This window comes from Aquimarina agarivorans (genome assembly GCF_000218485.1).
Lineage (GTDB): Bacteria > Bacteroidota > Bacteroidia > Flavobacteriales > Flavobacteriaceae > Aquimarina > Aquimarina agarivorans.
In genome coordinates this window covers 47,005-68,115 of record NZ_AFPB01000059.1, presented here as the reverse complement: position 1 = coordinate 68,115, position 21,111 = coordinate 47,005, and the positions used below count along the sequence as shown (strand labels likewise).

Sequence of the window (21,111 nt, the reverse complement as noted above, 5' to 3'; positions counted from 1 at the left end):
TCAGAAGCTAAACTTAAAATCAAACTCGTAATTTGTAGCAGGGATACTATGTTCTGGCCTTGGCGCCGCTTTTAAACTCCAGGAATTATATCCTGCTACTCCTTGCTGTTTGTAGTCTAAATTTAAAGTGTATCCATTTAGTTTGGTTAATTGACACTGATAAGTCGATGTATCCAAATCCATGGTGGTATATGGATAAACACTAAATTCAAATTTTTCAGATGCTACTTTTAATTTACTTTTTTCGCTTATAAAATTTGCAAAGCTTACATTAGTCCTGTTCCCATAGGCTTGAGGGTAAACATAAGATTTACTAAAATTTGCTAAACTTTTTTTGTAAAGACCAATAAATGCCCCATCATTTCTATCCACATAATTTTCATGAGGACCTTTACCAAGCCATCCCACTTCAGTAAATGGTGCTGCAAGTTGGGTTTGCACTCCTATTCTTGGTAAATTTGCCAATGTTTCTTTACAAGTAAAGGTGTTTTTCATTATAATTTCTCCAGTAGGGTAAATACTATATTTAATATTAAAAAACACTTCTTTAGCACCTAGTTGATATGTACTAACCACCTCAATCATTTTGTTTTTTTGCTCTTTTTTAAATGATAATAATTGCTGATTTTGAGTTGCTTGTTTCCAGAATTTTATTTCAGGCTTACGTTGTATTACTGCCCTATCATTATCTGTTGTAGCCCGCCAAAAATTTGGCGCAATGGGAGCTGCTAACACACGCTCTTTTTTGGTAATTAGGTTCGTTAAATATCCTGACAATGTATTAAACTCTACCTCAAAATCCTTTCCTTTGATTTGTATTTTATTTTTAGTTTCAATTAGTTGTAGTTCCTGATCTATTGTAGCCGCGGTGCTAGTATTTTGTTTATATACATACGGAAACTCAAATTGTGCTGAGGCTACTACGTATCCTTTTTTAGCCCAGGCAGTCTGCTTTTTTTGTTTGGCATATATATTTAAAAAATAGTGGCTATCTTTTGTGATTTTCAAATCGGGCATTGCAACTTTTTGCTTTTCGCCAGGCAATATGTTTTTTACTTCAAAAACCTGATCCTTAATTACAGTTCCATTTGCTATAAGTTGGTAACTAAAATCGTAAGCCATACTATTTGTAAAAGCATTTCTGTTTTTTATAGTGAAAGACTTACTTGCTGCATTAAATTGTGAAAACTCAAAAGGTTGAAAAACATGTTTACACTCTTCCATAACTGGTTTTACAGTTTGATCCGCGTTAATTATTCCGTTCAAACAGAAATTACCATCCGAATACGTATCACCAAAATATCCTCCATATGCGAATTGTTCGCATCCATTTTTGGATTTAACGGCTATGCCTTGATCCATCCAATCCCAAATAAATCCGCCTGCAATACGCGGATGCGATCGGGCGACATCCCAAAATAGTTTAAGTCCTCCGTTGGAATTCCCCATGGCGTGTGAATATTCGCAAGTAATCACCATTTTTTCGCCAGGTTGAGATTCATCCATTTCAGCAAACTCTTCTACAGAAGGATACATACGCGAAATCATATCCGTAAAATCATATGGATCTTTTGGTGTGTTACGCGATTGTGGTGATAGTATTCCTCCGTAAGATTCTGCGCCTTCGTAATGAATTAAACGCTCAGGGTCGTTCCACTTTAAATACCCAGCCATTGCTGAGTGATTGGCTCCTGCTCCTGACTCATTACCTAAGGACCATGAAAAAATACAAGGATGGTTTTTATCCCGCTGATACATACGTATAGCCCTATCAACAAAAGTAGTAGTCCATTGCGGATTGCTCGCCAGCTCGCCCCCTGATCCACGAGTTCCATGTGACTCTACATTGGCTTCATCCATAACGTAAATACCATACTGATCACACAAATCATAAAACGCTACGTTGTTAGGATAATGACTGCAGCGCACTGCATTAAAATTGTATGCTTTTAATAACATAACATCTTTTTTCATATCCTGAAAACTTACGGTTTTACCAGTATACGCATTATGATCGTGCCTATTAACTCCGTACAATTTTACTGGCTTTCCGTTAACTAAAAAGACACCCTTTTTAGTTTCGTACTTCCTAAAACCTACTTTACAGGATTTACTTTCAACGACTACTCCCTGAGTAGTTTTTAATGTTAGTGTTAAAGTATATAAGTAAGGCGCTTCCGCAGACCATTTTTGCGGGTTGCTCACAGGAATATTAAACACATCATATTTTGGATTCCATCGCTGTCCGTAAAAAATGTTTGCAATTTTAAATGCCTTTTCTGTTTGTGTAACTATTTTTTTTGTTCCATCATAAAGTGCAGCCGTCACTTCATAATCATTTGCATTTAAACTTTTGTCAAACGAAAGTTTGGGACTAATTTTTAATATAGCATCAGTGTAGGCTTCGTCCAATTTGGTGGTTATTTTAAAATCGGAAATATTTGCTTTGGGTTCCGCTAAAAGCATGACATCCCTATGAATTCCTGATAAATCCCAATGATCCTGAGATTCCACATAAGAGCCATCACTCCACCTAAATACTTTAGCAATAATGGTATTTTTTCCTTTATTTAAATATGCAGTAATATCAAACTCGGCAGGAGTACGACTCCCTTGGCTGTAACCTACTTTTTGTCCGTTAATCCATACATAAAATGCTGAAGTTACTCCAGCAAAATGAATGCGAATATTCATGTTTTGCCAAGCTGATGGTACTGTGAACTCCTTTTTATATATGCCCACTGGGTTTGGAGTTGGCGAAATTTTTGGCCAGTTTAAGTGTCCCCAAGAATGCCTTTGATTAGTGTAAATACGTTCACCATAGCCTTGCATTTCCCAATTTGAGGGTACATTAATAATATCCCAATCTTTAAATTCGGTATTTAAAAAATTATTTGGTGTGGCTTCATTACTTGCTGAAAAATTAAATTGCCAATCGCCATTTAATAATTGTACGCGATCACTTGTTGTTGTTGTTTCCAACAATGCCTCTTTTTCTGTTTTAAAAGAATACATTGTAGCGCGCGGTGGTAATTTGTTTATTCCAATAACCGCGGGGTTTTCCCAATCATTTAAGTGTTGCCCTATTAAATTTATATTCAATAATGACAGTATTAAAACAATGACTTTTAACTTATACATATCGGGTGTTTTGAATTACTAACTTACAATAATTATGAGTATTTGTAAAGGTGTCGTCGTGCTTCTATTTTTAATTTTGAACAAAAGCCCAAGTAGCACATTCAGTTTAATTATAAAATAAATGCCTTATTTATTAGTTTAGAAAAAAAGCTTTTTTGATGCGCATAACCTTTTTTATACTTATCATTAAAATAAATGGTTTTATTTTGAATTTGATAGCAGTCAATTGCTATTAACAGTATTAAATCTTACTTAATTACACATTAAATAACTATACATCAATTAGTTATATTTTAAAAGTCTTATCTTTATATATAAAGAAACATGCACATTACCACCTTCATGAAATAAAAAATGGTAAAATATCGTTAAAAAATACTTCATGAATTTTGTATTAGCTCAAAAAAAATTAATTGCAGTATTGCCCTTGTTCTTATTTATTTTAGATTCTTATGCTAAAGAAATTTTTGCAAAAAGCACAAACTATACTGATGTTAAAAACGCGGTTACTTTGGCAACAAGTGGAGACATCGTTTTCTTACCATCGGGCAATAGTGATTGGGAAACAAAAACGCTAGTTGTACCTGGGGGTATTAGTTTGGTAGGTAATGGTGCACAAAATACTATAATTAAAAGAACACGGTCAACAAAAGAATACCTTATCATTTTCGATGGCAGTAATGGACTCCCTAACAAGCTTTACAATATAGCATTTGAAGGTAATTACAATAATGACGCTGTTTACGGAAAGGGTGTTGGTTTTTTAAATGATTGTAAAAATTTTCAAATCTCTGGTTGCAAATTTTCTGGTTTTGCCAATTGTGCGCTTTGCATTGGTAACTCCAACACTCAAAAAGGAGTGATTTCAGCAAACACCTTTGAAAAAAATTATTACGAAGCTATTGGTAATTTTGGTTACGGCATTGCTATTTATGGAGGTGGTATATGGGATAAATTAAGCTTAGGAAATGAAAATGCTGTTTTTATTGAAGACAATTATTTTATAGGAAACAGGCACCATGTAGCCTCTAATAATGCTGCTCGATTTGTTTTTAGATACAATAAAATAATCCACACCAATAGCACTAAAAATTTTAGTATGATTGACGTACACGGTAAATCATCTTGGAAAACAGGAGCTAGGTGTTTCGAAATTTACAATAACGAATTTTTAACTGCCCCTAATTTAACTACCATGGCACGGACAGCTATTGGAATCAGAGGTGGTGACGGTGTTATTTTTAATAATAACTTTTCAAAGGACATATTTAGAACCATCGAACTTTGGAACGAGGGTTACGTATGCGGAAAATACCCTGGTATTAATCAAACACGTGCATTGTATATTTGGAATAATCAAAATAATGACGAACTAGGTTATACTAATAGCGGCGTTGCTAATAATTGTGAGTTGTCAATTCAGAAAAACAGGGATTACTTTACCTTAAAAAAAACAAATACGCACCTTACATTTACCCGCATCCGCTTCTGAATATTGCATTACGTAAACCTTCCAGTTCATCAAGTAAAGACACTAACCATCCTAGTTCGTATGCTGTAGATGGTAATTTTGATAAAAATAGGTGGTGGGGTGCCAACCCATACACAAAAAATCAATGGTATCAGGTGGATCTTACAAATCATTTTAAATTAAATAAAATTGTACTAACTCCCTATTACGATGGAAAACGTTATTACCATTATATCATCATGGCTTCGAAAAATGGTAGGTATTGGAAAAAACTAGTTACTAAAAACAACACTAATCCTGCTAAAAAAAAGGGAGACACTTATATCTTTAATAATGCTGACCCCGTAAGATTTATAAGGGTTGAAATGACATTTAATTCAGCAAATACTGCCGTACACCTCATTGAATTACAGGCTTTTGGCACACCAACCAAAGCTTTAAACAACAATAATTTAGGGCTGAATAACTTTAGTAATCAGTCATTGTATAATAATCAAGCACTGATTGTTTATCCTAATCCAATTGTAAACAACAATCCAATAGTATTAAACTTTGATAATACACAGGACTATAAAAAAGCTTCATTAGAAATACTAGATGTTACAGGTAATATTTTACAAAAAAAATATTTTGAATTGAATAAAGGGATGAATACTAAAATTTTAAAACCGACTCATTTGCCTAAGCATTATAATAGCGTTATTGTAAAAATGGGCACTACAACCATGAAAAAAACAATTGTGAACCCATGACCAATATTGTGAAATATGAATCCATAATTTTAAATAAAACTATTTAAGCCAAATGGGTAGGATTTATTATGAAGCGTTGGTCATTTATCCAAATAAAACATCACCCCCAATTCAAATTGAAAGTAGTTGTTGCTAAACGCTTTATTGGAAACTGATATTTTGGGAGTTACTTGAAAATTAATATCAAATTGTTTGGCTATCGGGTAATTAATTCCTGTACCCAGATTTATAGTTACATTATTAATATCATTAAAAAAACTGATCCCTGGCCCCATTGTTCCGTATAAAGCAATCCCTCTTTTATTACTTAGATAATCTATTTCATTTTTAATTAAATAGTATTTATACATAAAATCGATGGCAAAAAAATCAATATCCTCAGTAGGAAAACCACTATTAAATTTTTTGTTGGTTTTAAATCTATTCAGTAAAGCTTTTAGTTCAATTCCATTTCGGTAATTTAATTTTTTTTCGACTGAAATTTTAAATGGCCTTGAAACATTGTAATTCTCACTAAAATTAAATAAGCCTTCAGTACTAAGACCAGAATCATTAATTGCATTAAATCCAACTCCCAAAATCCATGAAGGAGTTTTACTCTTTTGAGCATAAAGATTTACACAAAAAACAATCGATATTAAACAAAAAATCTTCATCAGCTTTTTCATAATATTTATTTTAATTACTCCCTTTATCATTTCAATCCAAAATTTAAAATGATAAAAATCTTCAATTTACCTTAAGACTTTTTTAAAAGAGAATTTTTAATATTCCCAATTTTTGAAAATATCCCTTTATTTATTGTACGTGCTTCTTCACCATAAACATAGCTGTACTTACTTCCATATCCAAGATTGTCAACTGCGACATCATTAACTATATATGCCATGTTACTTAGTTTTCCTGACTCGTGCAATTCTTTTGAAAATGACAGTAAAGCTTTATCTGATTTATTAGCCCTTACCATAAATAACGTAACATCGGCATATTTTGATATATTTAGTGTATCTGATACTGGCAATGTAGGCGCCGTATCAAAAATAATATACTCATAATGCTCTTTTACAGTATTTACAAAGGTTTTAAATGCATTATTTGATAATAATTCTGGAGGATTAGGGGGTATCATTCCGCTAAAACATACATCCAGGCACTTATTTTTATTCATATTTTTTTGAATACAATCCTGCCATTTTATATTAGCATCATGAAGTAAACTTGACAATCCTAACGTATTTTTTTCAACATTAAAGTAGGTATGAAGCTGCGGATTTCTTAAATCTGCTCCTACCAACAGCACCTTCTTTTTTAAACTTGCATATGCTAACGCTAAATTAATTGATGTTAATGTTTTTCCCTCTCCCGCTACTGCAGAAGTAATAAATATGGTTTTACAAGAATTTGTTTTTTCTAAAGGAATCAAGTAGTTCACATTTGCACATAAAATACGGTAGGATTCAACGAGTACTGATCGCTTCTCTAATGAGAATAATTTTTCATCTTCAAAATTAGGAAATTCTGCTATTATTGGAATTTTAGGATTTGCGTTTTCAATTTGCTTTCGATTCCTCACTTTAGTATCCAAAATAAAAAGTATGGATAACAACAGTAATGGTAAAATAATACTCAGTAACAATGCCAATCCGTATATTTTCTTTTTATTAGGGGTTACTGGTTTACTTCCCGTTAAGGCATAATCTACTACTTTAACAGTGGGTGATGTTACCGCTAAACTTATTGCTGCTTCTTCTCGTTTTTGTAGTAATAAAATAAACAGATTTTCTTTAATGTTTTGTTGCCGCTCAATGGCCCTTAATATTTTTTCTTTTTCAGGCAATTTCGAAAATTTACCCGCAGATATTCTTTGTTTTGACCGAAGCTGGCTCAAAGATATTTCTAACTGTTTTATATATACGTTTACAGTTTGGTTTATATTACGACTTAATCTTTTTAGCTGACCATTCAATGATTGCAATAACGGATTACTAGCTCCAGCGCTTTCTGCAATTTTCTCTCTTTCTAAAACAATTTTATTGTAATCGGAAACTAATACGTTGATACTATTACTTGCCAAACCGATATCAGCGGGTAAAAGCGAAAAGTTTTTGTCGGACTTTAAAGTTTTTTTTAATAATCTTGATAATGACAGCTGATTTTCTAAATTAAAAACCTCTTCGTCAGTCAACGACTTTTGTTTTAAAGCCGTACTGGCATCAGATTCAATGTAACTTAAATTATTTGATTGCTTGTACGATTTTTTATTAACCTCAATAGAATCCAATTCATTTGACAAAAACAGAAAACGTTTGTCAATGAAATCCAGGGTTCTTTTGGACACTAATTGCCGGTCTAAAATTCCATCTTGATTAAACTTATCAATTAGTGTATTTAAAATAGCTTCACTTTTAGCGGAATTTTCCCCTAAAAGACTAATTTCAATAATCTCACTTTTTTTATTAGTAAGCTTAATTTTTAAATCTTTAATTAATTTAAGTACTGCGTCTTTTTTTGATTTTACAACAACCTCAAATTCAGCACTTAAATAGTTTTTAGAATCAAATGTTTCCGCTAACTCAATTTTAAAATTTGGATTATAAACTTCCCGATTCTTTTGATCAAGAACTTTTAGCTTATTATCCTCAACCTCAACTATGTAACTTATTTTAGCAGGAATACTATCCTGATTTAATTTATTTGTAATGACAAAAGGCTTATTCCAAACTTCAGTTTTTTTAATTTTTCCGACTTGAAAAATTTCAACATCTAAATCCAACTCTTCAACCACTTGACTGATTAATCGGTACGATTTTAAAATTTCAACTTCGTTATCTATATTTAATTTGGGAGTTCCTTCTAATAAAGATGACGGATCTAAGTTAATTTCAAGTTCTTTAGATTCATCAAGTATTTTTATTTTAGCCTTAGTGGTATACGTAATAGCGGCGTAACGCGAATACACATAACTAAGGGTGATAAAAAATAAAAATGTGACTATAAACCACGGCCAATACTTTGCGTATTTTGAAAGTATTTCCTTGATATCTATTTTACGCTGTTGTTCTTCTGCATCTAGAATATATTCCGAATTCTCCATCAATCAGGGCACTAATTATTAGTATTTGTTATTAAAACTACAGAAGTTAAAATTATAGATAAAAATGTAAGCACCGTGCCAATATTTCCTACAATACCTGCACTTTTAACTTTTGCTGTATTGGGACTTACAATGATCGTATCGTTTGGTCTAATATTATAAAAAGGACTATTAAAAACTTTGGGATCTGTCAAATCTAGCAACTTAACTACTCTTTCGCCATCATCTTCCCTCACTAAAGTTACATCAGTTCTTTTTCCATTAATTGTTAAATCCCCTGCAAGTCCCAACGCTTGCGGAAGAGTCAAATTTTGTTCTGAAAATGAAAACGTTCCTGGATTGTTGACTTCACCTAACACAGTAACCTTAGCGTTTAATAGCCTGATACTCACAATTGGCTGTAATAAATGGCCGCCTTTTTCTAATTTTTCTTCAATTTCTTTTTCCACATATTCCATAGTTTTTCCTGCTACACTGATTCCGCCTAAAACAGGAAAAACAATAGCGCCAGAATGACTTACCAAATAACCTTGTAACTTTAATAGTTCAATATTTGTTACGGTATTATTAGTTGTGGTTTGTTTATTATAGGGTATCGCTGTTTCGGGTACCAGCGCTGATACCGAGATATTTAAAATATCATTGGGCTGAATTTTTACACTCTCGTAAATCACAGGATCCAAAGTGGAATATTTGGCTCCTTGAAAATAAATGACCTCTTTTTTAGTAACACATGACTGTAGTAAAAATAGTAAGCTAATAAATAAAAATAGTAAACGGTTTATCATTAAAAATCGATTGATTATAGTAACTCTTTGTGTGTAAATTTATTTGAAATGACTTCTGCTATGAATTTTGGGGCAGAAATTAAATTTCTTTTAGCTAGCCTTTTTGGTTCTTTCATAAATCTTCCCAACCATTCTAGTCCCAAAACTAGCCATATTTTACTTGGTCTTTTGACTCTGCCTGAATAAAAATCAAACACAGCTCCAATAGAACACACTACTTTAACGTTCAATTTATCCAAATGTTCTGCGGCCCATTTTTCTTGCTTTGGGGCAGTCATCCCTACAAAAAGTATATCAGGGTTGCAATCATTCACTTTTTGGCACATGATTTTACTATCCGAAGCTGTAAAATTCTCCTTGTAAGGCGGAGAATACGAATCAACTTTTACATTAGGATAATCCTTTTTTAATCGTTGCTCAATTTCAGCTAATGTTTCCTCTGACGCACCAAGAAAAAAACAAGTCCCATCAATGTTATTTAAATAATTCATTGAATACTTAAAAATATCAAAACCTGTAATTCTACTAATCTTTTTATTTCGTAGCACTTTGGCTGCCCAAACTATACCAATACCATCTGGTAAAAGTACATCCGACTTTTTTAGCGCTTGTTCGAATTCGCTGTCGCTTTTAGAAACACAATAACTATGGGGATTAATCGTATTAATCATTGTTTTCTTTTTTACAGGAAACTTAGGGTAGTTTTCCTCTATATTATAGCCCAATAAATTCATAACGAGTTTTTTTGATCTGTATTGATATGCTAATTCTGTTTTATATAATGATTTTAATTAATTCAATATCATATATCATGCTTAAATTGTTTGAATTAAAAAACGTTAAAATTTTTATAATTTCTTAACTAAAAAATCATAAGAAATATTGTTGTAATAATGTTATCATTTAACAAATCGCTGCTAACAATTCGAAATTCAGTTACTAAAATTAGGAGGTAACTTCTTTTAGTATTGATTGAAACTTTTTTTCAAATTTCTTAAGAGTAAACTTTTCTTCGTATCGTTTTCTTCCATTAGCACCCATTTTTAATCTCATCGCATCATTATTTATTAAAATTTCAATTTTATCAGCTAAGCCTTCCACATCTTTTGGAATCACTAAAAAACCTGTTTCGCCATCCTCTACAATATCTGGTATACCACCCTCCGCAGTAGATACCACTGGTAATGAATATTGCATTGCTTCTAGATTAACTAATCCAAAAACATCATTACAAGTAGGAAAAACAAAAATATCCGAAGTTGCAAATGCAGCTTCTTTTTCTTTCCCGTATCGTTTTCCTTTATAAGTTACAAAATTTTCAATAGTTAATTCTAATGCTTTCTGATTGAAATCTTCAGCGGAGATATCTCCCTCCCTTCCGATAAAGGTGCAAAAGAAATTTGCATTTCTTTCTTTAAGTATACGCAGTGCTTTTAAAAGAATATACACCCCTTTACTCTCAATTAAATTTGATAAAAAAAGAAGTTGAACGGTATTGTTTTTAGTAGCTTTTGGTATGGATGCAAACTCTGGAACTCCATTTGCACAATAACTTATATCTTCCTTTTTAACATATTTACTAACGTCATTGTATAAATATTTCGAAATTAAAATCACTTTTGTATTCCAATACGTGATTTTATATAAAATGTTATCTACAAACTTGTTTTGACGTTTTTTTACTCCTTTATTGTGGTGGTGAATTACCAATTTTACGCCTAATATTTTAATTAAAAGCACAATTACAAAGTCCTTATAAAAACCTACACCTTTGGCCGTGATAGCTAGGTAGGCTATTTGTGGCCTATTAAAAAGCAATTGACAAATAACCTGTAGTATAATTTTCAGATAAATTAACACCTTTTTATGCGGTGACTTTCCAATTTCTTCAATAGTTTTTGAAGTTCCTAAATTTATATAGCTAGTATTAAAACTTGAATTTATCAATTCGCTATCTTTTATAAATTTACCAACAACAGCTGATCCATGCACTGGGGGCGGCAAGTGCAAAATAAATAATACCTTTTTCATATAATTTGGAAAACTTATTTAATGTAATAAGTCCATTCGATTTAAATAAGTGACAATTTCAGCAGTGATTACTTTTTGCCCTTCAGGATTTAAATGAATACCATCATAAAAAAGATCGTATTTATGTGACCAAGGTTCTTGTAAATTCAAAAATGTGGTGTTCTTATACTTTTTTGCCACTTTATTTAGTTCACCAAAAACTTCAGTCGCTTTCTCTTTTTGTGCATCAATCATAATATCAATTGTTGGGACATTCAACAGTATTACTTTAATTTTATTTTTCTCTAAAGTATTTAGAATTTTATTTATAGTATTAACCTTACTGTTATTAATTGTTATTTTTCGATAAACACCACTTTTTATCTGTTCTTTTAAATTTGGCACATCCACTTTTCCGTTTTTAAGGTTACTCCAGTTTCCCAAATACCCCCTTAATGCACCCCCTAATAACAATTCATTATACCGGGAAGTTCTAACCATCTTTTTTGTTACATATTCCTGCCAATCACTTTCTTCCTTCAAATAATCATTAATACTATGGTATTCCATAAAAGGAAAAAACAACTTGTAGGAGTTTGCACTTAAACCCTCATCCGTAAAAGACCAGGCATCTACTCCTATAATTATCGTTTTTATATTTTTATTAGCTTCTAAAAGCTGATCAATCATAATTTTTCGTTCATCCAAATTAACACCTTCTCTGGTGTATTTAGCCACCCCAATATTTAGCTCTTGCTCTATTTTTTGCTTATCAATACCTAACATTAGATGCGAATGTCCAACAATCGCCAGCTCGGCGTTTGAATTTAATCCGTAGTATTTATCCAGCCCACCTGATAAAATAGCTCCCACCACATAGTCCCCTAAAAAAAAGGCCGACAGAAATCCTACAATGATGTATATGAATTTTTTTTTACTCATTTTTTGCAAGTTAAAACTGAAAATAAATAAACGACTGTGATGACATCCCTAATAAAGATATTCCTAACAATAACGATAAATAGCCCACTAAACTTAATAATGGTGGCACCTTTGATTTTGAAAAATACAGAGAACAAATTTTTGCATATTGAAGTAATTGTACCAAAACTAACATGAATATCAACCCGCAGGATAATGCGAAAGTAATGCTAGACGCTCCCAGGTACAGACTCTGATCCCAATGATTAAAAATTTTGTAAGTTATCAATAAGGCATCATTAATGGAGGTTGCCCTGAAATAAATCCAAGCATAACATACACCAACAAACACCACAATTATTTTAAAAAGCTTATACCAAGTAGTATTTTTAATGGATGACAAATTCATTTTTTTTAAAAGCTTATCTCCCCAATTTTCTATTAAATAAAACATGGCATGTAACCCTCCCCACAGGATGAATGTCCAGTTGGCGCCGTGCCACAAGCCACTAACTAAAAAAACGATAAAAATATTCCGAATCCATTTAAGATACACTACTCTACTCCCCCCCAGGGGAATGTACAAATAATCTCCAAACCAAGTAGATAGTGATATATGCCACCTTTTCCAAAATTCAGAAATGGAATTAGCAAAATAGGGTAAATTAAAATTTTGCATAAGTTTAAATCCCATCATTCGTGCTGTGGCAATTGCCATATCAGAATACCCGCTGAAATCACAGTAAATTTGAAATGCAAAAAACAACGTAGCTAAAATTAATGTGGGGGCACCGTAAAGTTCAGGGGAATCATACACTTTATTTACATACAATGCCAACCTATCAGCAATGACTACTTTTTTAAATAATCCCCAAATAAATAATTTAGCCCCTTCAATAAATGAAGTTCTATTAAATTTTTGATGCGTTTTTAATTGTTGTAGTAAATTTGATGAACGCTCTATTGGCCCTGCAACCAATTGAGGAAAAAAAGCCACAAAGGTGGAAAATCTTAGCAAAATAGTTTCCACTTTTGTCCTACCATAGTACACATCTAGCGCATAACTTAACGCCTGAAATGTAAAAAAGGAGATTCCCACAGGCAATATAACTTTAAGATAATTAAATTGACTATGCCCCCCTACTGCAGATAATGTTGCATTTACATTAGCAATTAAAAAATTACCATATTTAAAATATATTAATGGTAATAAGGATAAAATAACAGCTCCGGATAACCATAGCTTTTTGCTATTTTGATTATCAACTTGACTAATACGGATAGCAGCAAAATAGTTTATTAAACTGACCGCCCCCATGAGCAAAGCAAAATCCCACCTCCAAAAAATATAAAAAACATACGAACTAATAAATAGTACTATTGTTTTAAACTTTTCAGACACATTGAAATAAAAAAGCATTGTCAATAGCAATAGCGCTATGAACTCCCACGAATTAAATAGCATAAAATTTCTATCGGTTTATAAGTTGTTTTACTTTGTCTATTAGTCTTGATTTTATCGAAAACTTATCTCGGAAATCCTTCAGCAACTTTTCATCAACAATTAAATTATGGTCAAATGTAAAGTCGCGTTGCGTTCCTTTATCCAACGTAGTATCAAACCTTGTGCTACCAGCAGTATGCGTAGCTTCATTTGTAAATCCAATACTTTTTAATTTGGAAACTGTAGGGAACACACAATACATTTTTTGTTTAAATTGATAGTAACAGAACCGAATAGCCCAGGAGTCAATTTTTCCTTCCATTTGATATTTCAGCATTTTTGGCATATCACTTCCAATGCGTGCAAAATCAGCTACACGCTGTTTATCATTTATAAAACTTTGATAATCTTTTAGCTCCCAATCTACAGCATTCCATTTTTGCTTCCAAGTTCCCCAGCCCCAAGATGAAGCTCTTAATCCCAAATAATAATCCTTGTAACTATTTTTTAAGTTTGGTAAATTTAAGGTATATCCAGAAATTGAGATGATTTTATCGTGATCTTTATAAAATGTTAAAGCCTGATTCATGTAATCCAAAAAATTAGGCGATGTCACCAAATCATCTTCAACAATTATTGCTTTTTCGTAAGTATTTACTATATCAGTAACTCCTGTTATAATAGACTTTGCCAGTCCATTATTTTGTTTAGCTGCTATTACAGTTACTTTTTTAAATCCTTTGACCGTGTTTACATAATTCCGAACACTTGCAATTTTTTCCTTACCAAGCTCTGTTTTTGTCCCATCCGAAAAAATATACAATTCACTTTGCGGTGCTAAATAATTTTTTTGCAGCGCTTCAATGGTTTTCTTTGTTTCATCCAATCGGTTATAAACAAAAAGGATAATGGGGGCTAATGCTGTCATAATGGTTGTACCTGTAGTGCTTTTTAAAACCTGTTTTTCGTTTAGAAGGCTTACTTATTATTAAATACCAAAAAAGAAATGAAATTAACACTGTGGGCTGAATAATAAAGCTTTCAAAAAAACCACCAATGGAAATACCAATAATCACTATTGATATGTAATAATTCTTCTTTTCGTATAAGGACTTTCCTAAAAAAAAGAAAAAGAAAAGCAATCCTAAAATTCCTGAGGCAGAAAATATCTCCATGTATGATGAATGAAAATATAAAAATTCTAACCTTTGGAAGTAGTAATTACCATCAATATTTGTTTGAAGAATGATATCATTCAGCCCAAAAATTCCGTGCCCTTTAAAAATTGAATTTGTAGAATAGTAATCAATAATATGATACCAAATTCTACTCCGACCAGTGGTAAAACTACTAACTGTAGAGGAGTTTAACACTTCTACAGATAAAAATAAAACACTCCCAAGTACAATTAAAAAGACTAAGACGTACATATATTTTATGACTCCTCTTTTGATGTACGGAAATAAATTAAATAACGCATACACTAAAAGCACTAATTGTGGATTACGAGAGTTGGATAGTACTGCCAAAATAGCATATATAATTGCCATTGATAAATAATAAAACTTATAAGCTGTTTTATCTCTATACACCGAAAAATTGGCTATGGCTCCAGCACAAGAAAAAATTCCTAACTGAATGTAGTTTTCGTAAAACAAACCAAGCCCAGTTCTATCTTCCAAGGTATGCCAAATTTTAAAAGGCAGCACTATAGCTAATGCTGTCCAAAAAAATAAGTTGTAATTCAGCGTGTTTGCAAGGGTTTTAAAAAAACTAAAGTAAGGTCTTTTTGATTTCGATTTAAATGCTTCTGAAAGCAAATAAAAAAAGTAAATGAACAATACAAAAAGCGTGTTATTCTGAATGATTGCTCCATTAAAACCATTATCAAACACCCATAATACGGTAAAACTAACGCATAAAAACCAAAAGATCAGCAAATATTTATTAGCTTCTAAAAAATCAACTAACTGATTAATTGATTTTTGAAGTAACGCAATACCAACCATAGCCACTAGTAATTTACCGTATTTTCCTGCCAAATGAATAAAAATGGTATAGGTAATTGCATTCATCACTAAAAAAGTAACAAATAAAGAAAGTAAAATTTTATGTGTTTTAACTTTTATAAGCATGCTTCAACAGAAGTTTTACCTCGCTTTACAATTTTAATGTACAACACGTAATACACTAATTGATAAACAATGTTTTCGATAATTTTGGTATAAAACACCCCTGCTAAACCATATTTCCTTACTAAAAAATAACCAACACTAATGGCTAATATGCTTCTGGGAATTAAAATCCAAAAATTCACATCAGTTCGTTTAATGGCGTTTAAAGCCACCTTATAAGGTTGAAAAAAAATGTTTATTCCCTGAACTATAAATGGGTAAACAATCAAAATGCCCAAATTATTATATTTTGAACCAAATAACATAGTAATTAAATATTGACCAAAAAAATATCCGATAATGACTAATAATATAGACATACTACCAAATAACAACGACCATTTTTTTACCATAGCTACTAAACTTTTAAAATCCTTATTACTCTTAACAAATAGCGGTAATAAGTAGGAACTGATGGCAGTTAGTAATGGATTTATAATATTGGCTATACTTAACAAAACTCCTAAAATTGCAATATTATCTTTTGTTGATAAATACAACAGTAGCCAGGGATAAATTTCGGAACTAAAATGAAAAAATATATTGGAGCCTACTAACCATTTACCAACTTTCCAATTGATCTTAAAATAATCGGCTAAGTTTTGTATTTTGAAAGATATTCTGCTCCAGTTAAAAACAAAATAAAAAAACTTACTAATAAGTATATTGATGAAAAGGAAACTAAAAAAAAAGTCACTTCTTTTATTTTAAAATAAAAAATGACAATCAATGTAGCAATTAACCCAAAAGCGCAGGATAGCCCATAATATAAATTCTGTTTTGTTTTACGTTCACTCAACATAGTTTCCCTTACAAAATAAAAGGTAGTATGTGCTACCACATAAAGCAAAAAAAGACCCATTTTTTTTAAGTCATAAGTCTCATCAAAAAATAAGTAATATATTACAGGCGCAACTGATACTAATAAAAATGTAAATAATAATTTAAATAAAACATTAAAATTGTAAAAAGATGTACTTTCAGGATCTGTAATGTCATTCAAATTTATCGCATAAGGCCTTGAAATTAGTGCACTTTGAAAGCCCAACGTAAATAAGGCTACCGAAAAAAGCAATACTAAATCAGCATAATCAGTTTTATCAAAAACTCTGGCAAGTATCACACTAATCAACAAAGTGGTAATACTCATAAAAAATTGATCTAATAAAACACTAAATAACTTAGGAAACTCCTTGCTTTTTTTTAAACTTAAATTCATTTAAAATATTGAAAAACACTAAAAAAGCAAGCTCTACAGATAAGTTGCTATACAATTTTAGCACCCATTATTTTAATTTAAATGATTTTCGATTGAAAAAATTAGTAGAAAATGATATTGCTGATTTTATAGTTTTGTTATAATTAAGCTTCAAAAATAAATAAACAATTAACAATATCAGCGAAAAAACTAAAAATAGCTGAACATTTACATTATAACCATCAATAAAATAAACCATCCCTATTACCGCTAAATTACTTATTGCCAAAAAAATAGTAGCTTGAATGTGCGAAAATCCAATATCCAAAATTTTATGATGAATATGATTCCTGTCCGCAGTCATAGGACTCATACCTTTCAAAATACGGATTGTAAATACACGAATGGTATCAATAATTGGAAAACAAAAAATAGAAGTGACCAACGCTATCTTATTTGGAATCCAAATGAACTCATACGTTTTTACGTCTACTTTTAAAAAATACAATGCCTGAAACATCAAGAGTAATCCTATAAACATGGAGCCAGAGTCGCCCATAAAAAGCTTGCGCTTTTTTGAAAAATTGAACGACAAAAAACCTATTAAACAAGCCACTAAGACAAATGATATCATTGTTGCCATATACAACTGATTTGAAAGAAAATACACTCCAAAAAATAAACTTGCTATTACAGCAATGCTCCCTGCTAGGCCATCAATCCCATCAATTAAATTGTATGAATTGATAAAAAACACATACATAAATACAGTAAAAACTACTGAAGGCAAATATGCTACTGTTTCTACTCCAAAAAGCCCAAATAAATTTGTAATCCTTACATCCGTTAATAAAACTACCAATAACGCGGCTACAATTTGACCGAGTAATTTTCTTTTGGGGGACACACCAATTAAATCATCTTTCACCCCCATAAAAAACAAAATTGTAATGCTTAGTAGTAGCGCCAGTAATTGACGCATTTCAAATTGTAAAAAATTGAATATAATGCCTGATAAAATTAAGCATAGCGTAAATACAATATAAATCCCAACTCCTCCTAGATTAGGAGTCTTTACCGAATGTGAACTTCGGTCACAAGGAGCTGCCATTAAATTCTTTGCCTTAGTAAGTGTAATAATTAATGGAAAAATTTTGATTGATAAAAAAAGTGCGACAAAAGAAATTGCAATGATTAAAGCAATGTAATTTTTCAAAAAAAAGGTAACAAGCTTTCCATGTATTTACTTTAATAGTTTAGTTAGTTCGGAATTAACATTAACACTCACAGGAACTACTTAAAACATAACTATAATTTTGTTTAAGTGGCAACTTGCTAAATCAGATTTACAAGATCCTAACAAATGTTAATTTTAACACCAATACTAAGATAACACTTTAATAATCAGATGATGTTAAGGCTGCATTAACATAAATGATTTTTTATGCAAGAAAAAACTTCCAACAAATGTTAGATTAAAAATTACTTCGACTTTTATAAAATTAAAAAGAACAATATGCGCTCTTTCCATTAAAAAAAGCACCCGCCAAGTTTCAATAGTAAGAAAGCCAATTAAATGACCCCGTCCAACTTGCTATTTTGAGCTTTTATAATTCCACAAATTTCATTATACACCAACCTCTTTCAAGCCCAAAAATGGTGGAGGAATACTTATTTATGCACTAAAAAAATAAACAAACCATGTTACTTTGGATTGAACTCAATACACGTTATCGATTTTATTGTACCTAAATGGATACGATGTGCTTTAGGTGACGACTAATTAAAAGTAAAAATTGAAAATCATTTCATTTTAATTATATAGTCAGAAAAAATATAGGCAAAAACTGGACGCATTTATATTACGCAATACTATTTAATACAAATTACTTTTTAATCTACGAATCTCTTCGTCAAAATTTATTGATTTGGAATAGGCTTTCCAGAAATCAGGCTGGTATTTTTTCCAGTTTTTAGGTTGTTCTTTTTTATTTTCTATAACTGAATCAAACTTTTCCTCGGAAATTTGATCCGATTCATAAACCAATACTTTATAGTCCGTTACCACCGTAGATCCAAAATTAACATCGGCCGCTAATTCGTTCTGTTTTCTACGCCCTCTGGTATGTTTATTTTTTTCAATGATTTTTAAAGGCCGATCAATACCATATACTTTCGTTTGTACATTTTCAATATACTTAACGCCGTATTTTTCATGAGCTCCTTTTTGGAAAATCATAGTGCCTTTATAGCCTTGCTCTTTGTAACTAAAGCCCAATAATTTAATGCTTCTTAAAGGCTTAATGTTTTGATAATCGACACGCAATACAGCAAAATCATCTGTATTTATATAAACCACCCCTTTAAAATCTTCTCCTCCATTGGGATCAAACTTAATTTGATAGGCTAAATTATCCCCAATTTCAATAAAATTGAGCATTTCAAAATCGTAACGATTGGGCTTAAAAATAAAGTTCAATTTGGAATCATCGTTATAAATCAAATTTTTGAAAATTTTTCCAACTGCCTTCCTGTTCAGGTTTAAAAAGAAATTTTCATTAGCCTCATCATTTTTTCCCATTTCATTACGCATATCAATCAACTCTTCATTTTCAATAAAACTTTGATCTGCATCTGCTTTAAAGCTAAATAGCCCTGATTTAATTTTAAAATAAGAATCTTTTTTAACGTTTTTATTTAAAATATTTTCAAGTGTAGCGTAAAATCCAGCTAAATAATCTTCTCCATAAATATCATAAAGCTTGTTTGCCTTTTTTATATCCAACTTATGATCATCTAAATCGCTATAAAAATCGCCCAAAAACTCAGTGTGAAAAACCGACCTTTTAGGCACTTTTGCCAGCTCTTCCTCTACAAATTTTTTGTCAATTTCCTCAAATGAAGATTTTTTAAAATCTACCTGAAAATAGTCCGTATGGTTGTTATCAGATTGCCTAAAAAATAATTCTTTTTTAGTAAAACCACTGGCGTAATTAGTTGTCAAATTATTTTTCACTTTAGTTAAAATCTCCTCAATATTTAATTTTTTGTTGGAAACAAAAACAGCATTTAAGTCTTCAATTTTGGGAGTTAAATAAAGTAACGTATCTATTTTTGTAGTAATTGGCAAAACCAACTCCTCATAGCCAATTGATGATATCCGTAATGAGTCCTGCTTGCTAAATCCTCTGTTGAGTTCCAACGTAAAATACCCTTTTTGATCCGCTGAAACTCCGTATTGACTTGCAGCTAAAATAGTGGCTCCATAAACAGGCTTACCCGTAGTTTTGTCTAAGATTTTTGAAGAAATTACTTGTGCGGATACTCCATAGTAGTCTATCGTAAAATATAAAAAAAGCGACACTTTCAATAAAGTTCGCTTTCTTATATTACACTGCTTTCTATCTTTCATTATACTTTATTAGAGGTTACACATGTAGGGCATTCCATGTTGGAAATACTATTTTTTAATTTAATGCCATTTAAGTAAGTTACTACAAATTTTTTGATGAATGTGTAGTTTCTTTTTCCATTATTAACGCTAATCTGTGGATCTAAGTATTTCACGCGGATTTCACCATCGTATTCTTGATCTCCCCAACAGTTTGGGCAATTAGATGCCACGGATTGCTGCATGTTCACTTTTAAATTATTCGTGAAAAAATTCTTAAATAAAATCATAGGTTTAAATTTTTAGGGTTATTAAATGAATAATGCCGTATCCAAAATTAGATTTCTCATTTAAAAATGATTCTTTTTTGCTTGATACTTTAACATCAGAACCGACATAAAATAACAGTTGTTTTAATACACTTGTGTTTAATTTTGTCGGAAGAAATAAAAAGAACTAACTAATATCGTTTCTGATGTTAATTTACCTATTTGAAATTAAAACTAACTTAAGTGTTTTTTTAGCAAGGTCTCAAAAAAAACTATTGACTGTAGTGAATTTTAATTAACAACCGATTTTAAGGCCATTCTTTCATTATCAAAAACAACAAAACCACTTAAAAATTAAGTGGTTTTGTTGTTTATCTCAGTCGGGAAGACTGGATTCGAACCAGCGATCTCACGCCCCCCAGACGTGCACTTTAACCGGACTAAGCTACATCCCGAAT

The 21,111-nt window shown here is 31.4% G+C and carries 17 protein-coding genes and 1 tRNA gene; 2 read left to right on the top strand and 16 right to left on the bottom strand.

What is annotated here, in order from left to right:
* Positions 1–3,141: a beta-galactosidase, LacZ type gene (gene lacZ, locus GMC_RS0102510; protein ID WP_010520654.1), complete on the bottom strand. Its 3,141-nt coding sequence runs from the start codon at positions 3,139–3,141 to the stop codon at positions 1–3.
* A gap of 382 nt (positions 3,142–3,523) precedes the next feature.
* Between lacZ and GMC_RS0102505 the strand changes: the two genes are divergently transcribed.
* A complete protein-coding gene (locus GMC_RS0102505; protein ID WP_010520653.1) occupies positions 3,524–4,633 on the top strand; it encodes a hypothetical protein in 1,110 nt (369 codons plus the stop codon).
* A complete protein-coding gene (locus GMC_RS0102500) occupies positions 4,612–5,364 on the top strand; it encodes a discoidin domain-containing protein (protein ID WP_094766243.1) in 753 nt (250 codons plus the stop codon). The genes GMC_RS0102505 and GMC_RS0102500 overlap by 22 nt, the downstream gene beginning before the upstream one ends.
* A gap of 80 nt (positions 5,365–5,444) precedes the next feature.
* Here GMC_RS0102500 and GMC_RS0102495 read toward each other — a convergent pair whose 3' ends face one another.
* From GMC_RS0102495 to GMC_RS0102430, 15 genes are all read right to left on the bottom strand, one after another.
* Entirely contained in the window at positions 5,445–6,032 is a 588-nt protein-coding gene (locus tag GMC_RS0102495; RefSeq protein WP_010520651.1) for an outer membrane beta-barrel protein, read from the bottom strand.
* 71 nt (positions 6,033–6,103) lie between these two features.
* Positions 6,104–8,458: a GumC family protein gene (locus GMC_RS0102490; protein ID WP_010520650.1), complete on the bottom strand. Its 2,355-nt coding sequence runs from the start codon at positions 8,456–8,458 to the stop codon at positions 6,104–6,106.
* An 11-nt stretch (positions 8,459–8,469) separates the two neighbouring features.
* Positions 8,470–9,246, bottom strand: coding sequence for a polysaccharide biosynthesis/export family protein (locus GMC_RS0102485; RefSeq protein ID WP_010520649.1), 777 nt, complete (start codon positions 9,244–9,246; stop codon positions 8,470–8,472).
* Between the two features lie 14 nt (positions 9,247–9,260).
* On the bottom strand, positions 9,261–9,980 hold the full coding sequence (locus tag GMC_RS0102480) for a WecB/TagA/CpsF family glycosyltransferase (protein ID WP_010520648.1): 720 nt from the start codon (positions 9,978–9,980) through the stop codon (positions 9,261–9,263).
* Between the two features lie 211 nt (positions 9,981–10,191).
* Positions 10,192–11,277: a glycosyltransferase family 4 protein gene (locus GMC_RS0102475; RefSeq protein ID WP_010520647.1), complete on the bottom strand. Its 1,086-nt coding sequence runs from the start codon at positions 11,275–11,277 to the stop codon at positions 10,192–10,194.
* An 18-nt stretch (positions 11,278–11,295) separates the two neighbouring features.
* Positions 11,296–12,198: an SGNH/GDSL hydrolase family protein gene (locus GMC_RS0102470; RefSeq protein ID WP_010520646.1), complete on the bottom strand. Its 903-nt coding sequence runs from the start codon at positions 12,196–12,198 to the stop codon at positions 11,296–11,298.
* A gap of 10 nt (positions 12,199–12,208) precedes the next feature.
* Positions 12,209–13,642, bottom strand: a complete 1,434-nt coding sequence (locus tag GMC_RS0102465) for an MBOAT family O-acyltransferase (protein ID WP_010520645.1) — start codon at positions 13,640–13,642, stop codon at positions 12,209–12,211.
* Between the two features lie 7 nt (positions 13,643–13,649).
* A complete protein-coding gene (locus tag GMC_RS0102460) occupies positions 13,650–14,549 on the bottom strand; it encodes a glycosyltransferase family protein (protein ID WP_010520644.1) in 900 nt (299 codons plus the stop codon).
* Positions 14,512–15,756: an O-antigen ligase family protein gene (locus tag GMC_RS0102455; protein ID WP_010520643.1), complete on the bottom strand. Its 1,245-nt coding sequence runs from the start codon at positions 15,754–15,756 to the stop codon at positions 14,512–14,514. The genes GMC_RS0102460 and GMC_RS0102455 overlap by 38 nt, the downstream gene beginning before the upstream one ends.
* Entirely contained in the window at positions 15,747–16,295 is a 549-nt protein-coding gene (locus GMC_RS22045; protein WP_010520642.1) for a lipopolysaccharide biosynthesis protein, read from the bottom strand. Before GMC_RS22045 ends, GMC_RS0102455 begins: the two co-directional genes overlap by 10 nt.
* A gap of 95 nt (positions 16,296–16,390) precedes the next feature.
* Positions 16,391–17,014 (bottom strand): hypothetical protein, encoded by a 624-nt coding sequence (locus GMC_RS22040; protein ID WP_010520641.1) that lies wholly within the window; start codon positions 17,012–17,014, stop codon positions 16,391–16,393.
* 67 nt (positions 17,015–17,081) lie between these two features.
* Complete coding sequence (locus GMC_RS0102445; protein WP_010520640.1) at positions 17,082–18,209, bottom strand: MraY family glycosyltransferase; 1,128 nt, start codon at positions 18,207–18,209, stop codon at positions 17,082–17,084.
* Between the two features lie 660 nt (positions 18,210–18,869).
* The gene (locus tag GMC_RS0102440) at positions 18,870–20,405 is read right to left on the bottom strand and encodes a carboxypeptidase-like regulatory domain-containing protein (protein WP_010520639.1); all 1,536 of its coding nucleotides are present in this window, start codon (positions 20,403–20,405) and stop codon (positions 18,870–18,872) included.
* Complete coding sequence (locus GMC_RS0102435; protein ID WP_010520638.1) at positions 20,405–20,674, bottom strand: hypothetical protein; 270 nt, start codon at positions 20,672–20,674, stop codon at positions 20,405–20,407. Before GMC_RS0102435 ends, GMC_RS0102440 begins: the two co-directional genes overlap by 1 nt.
* 359 nt (positions 20,675–21,033) lie before the next feature.
* Positions 21,034–21,108, bottom strand: a tRNA-Pro gene (locus GMC_RS0102430).
* Positions 21,109–21,111 lie beyond the last annotated feature (3 nt).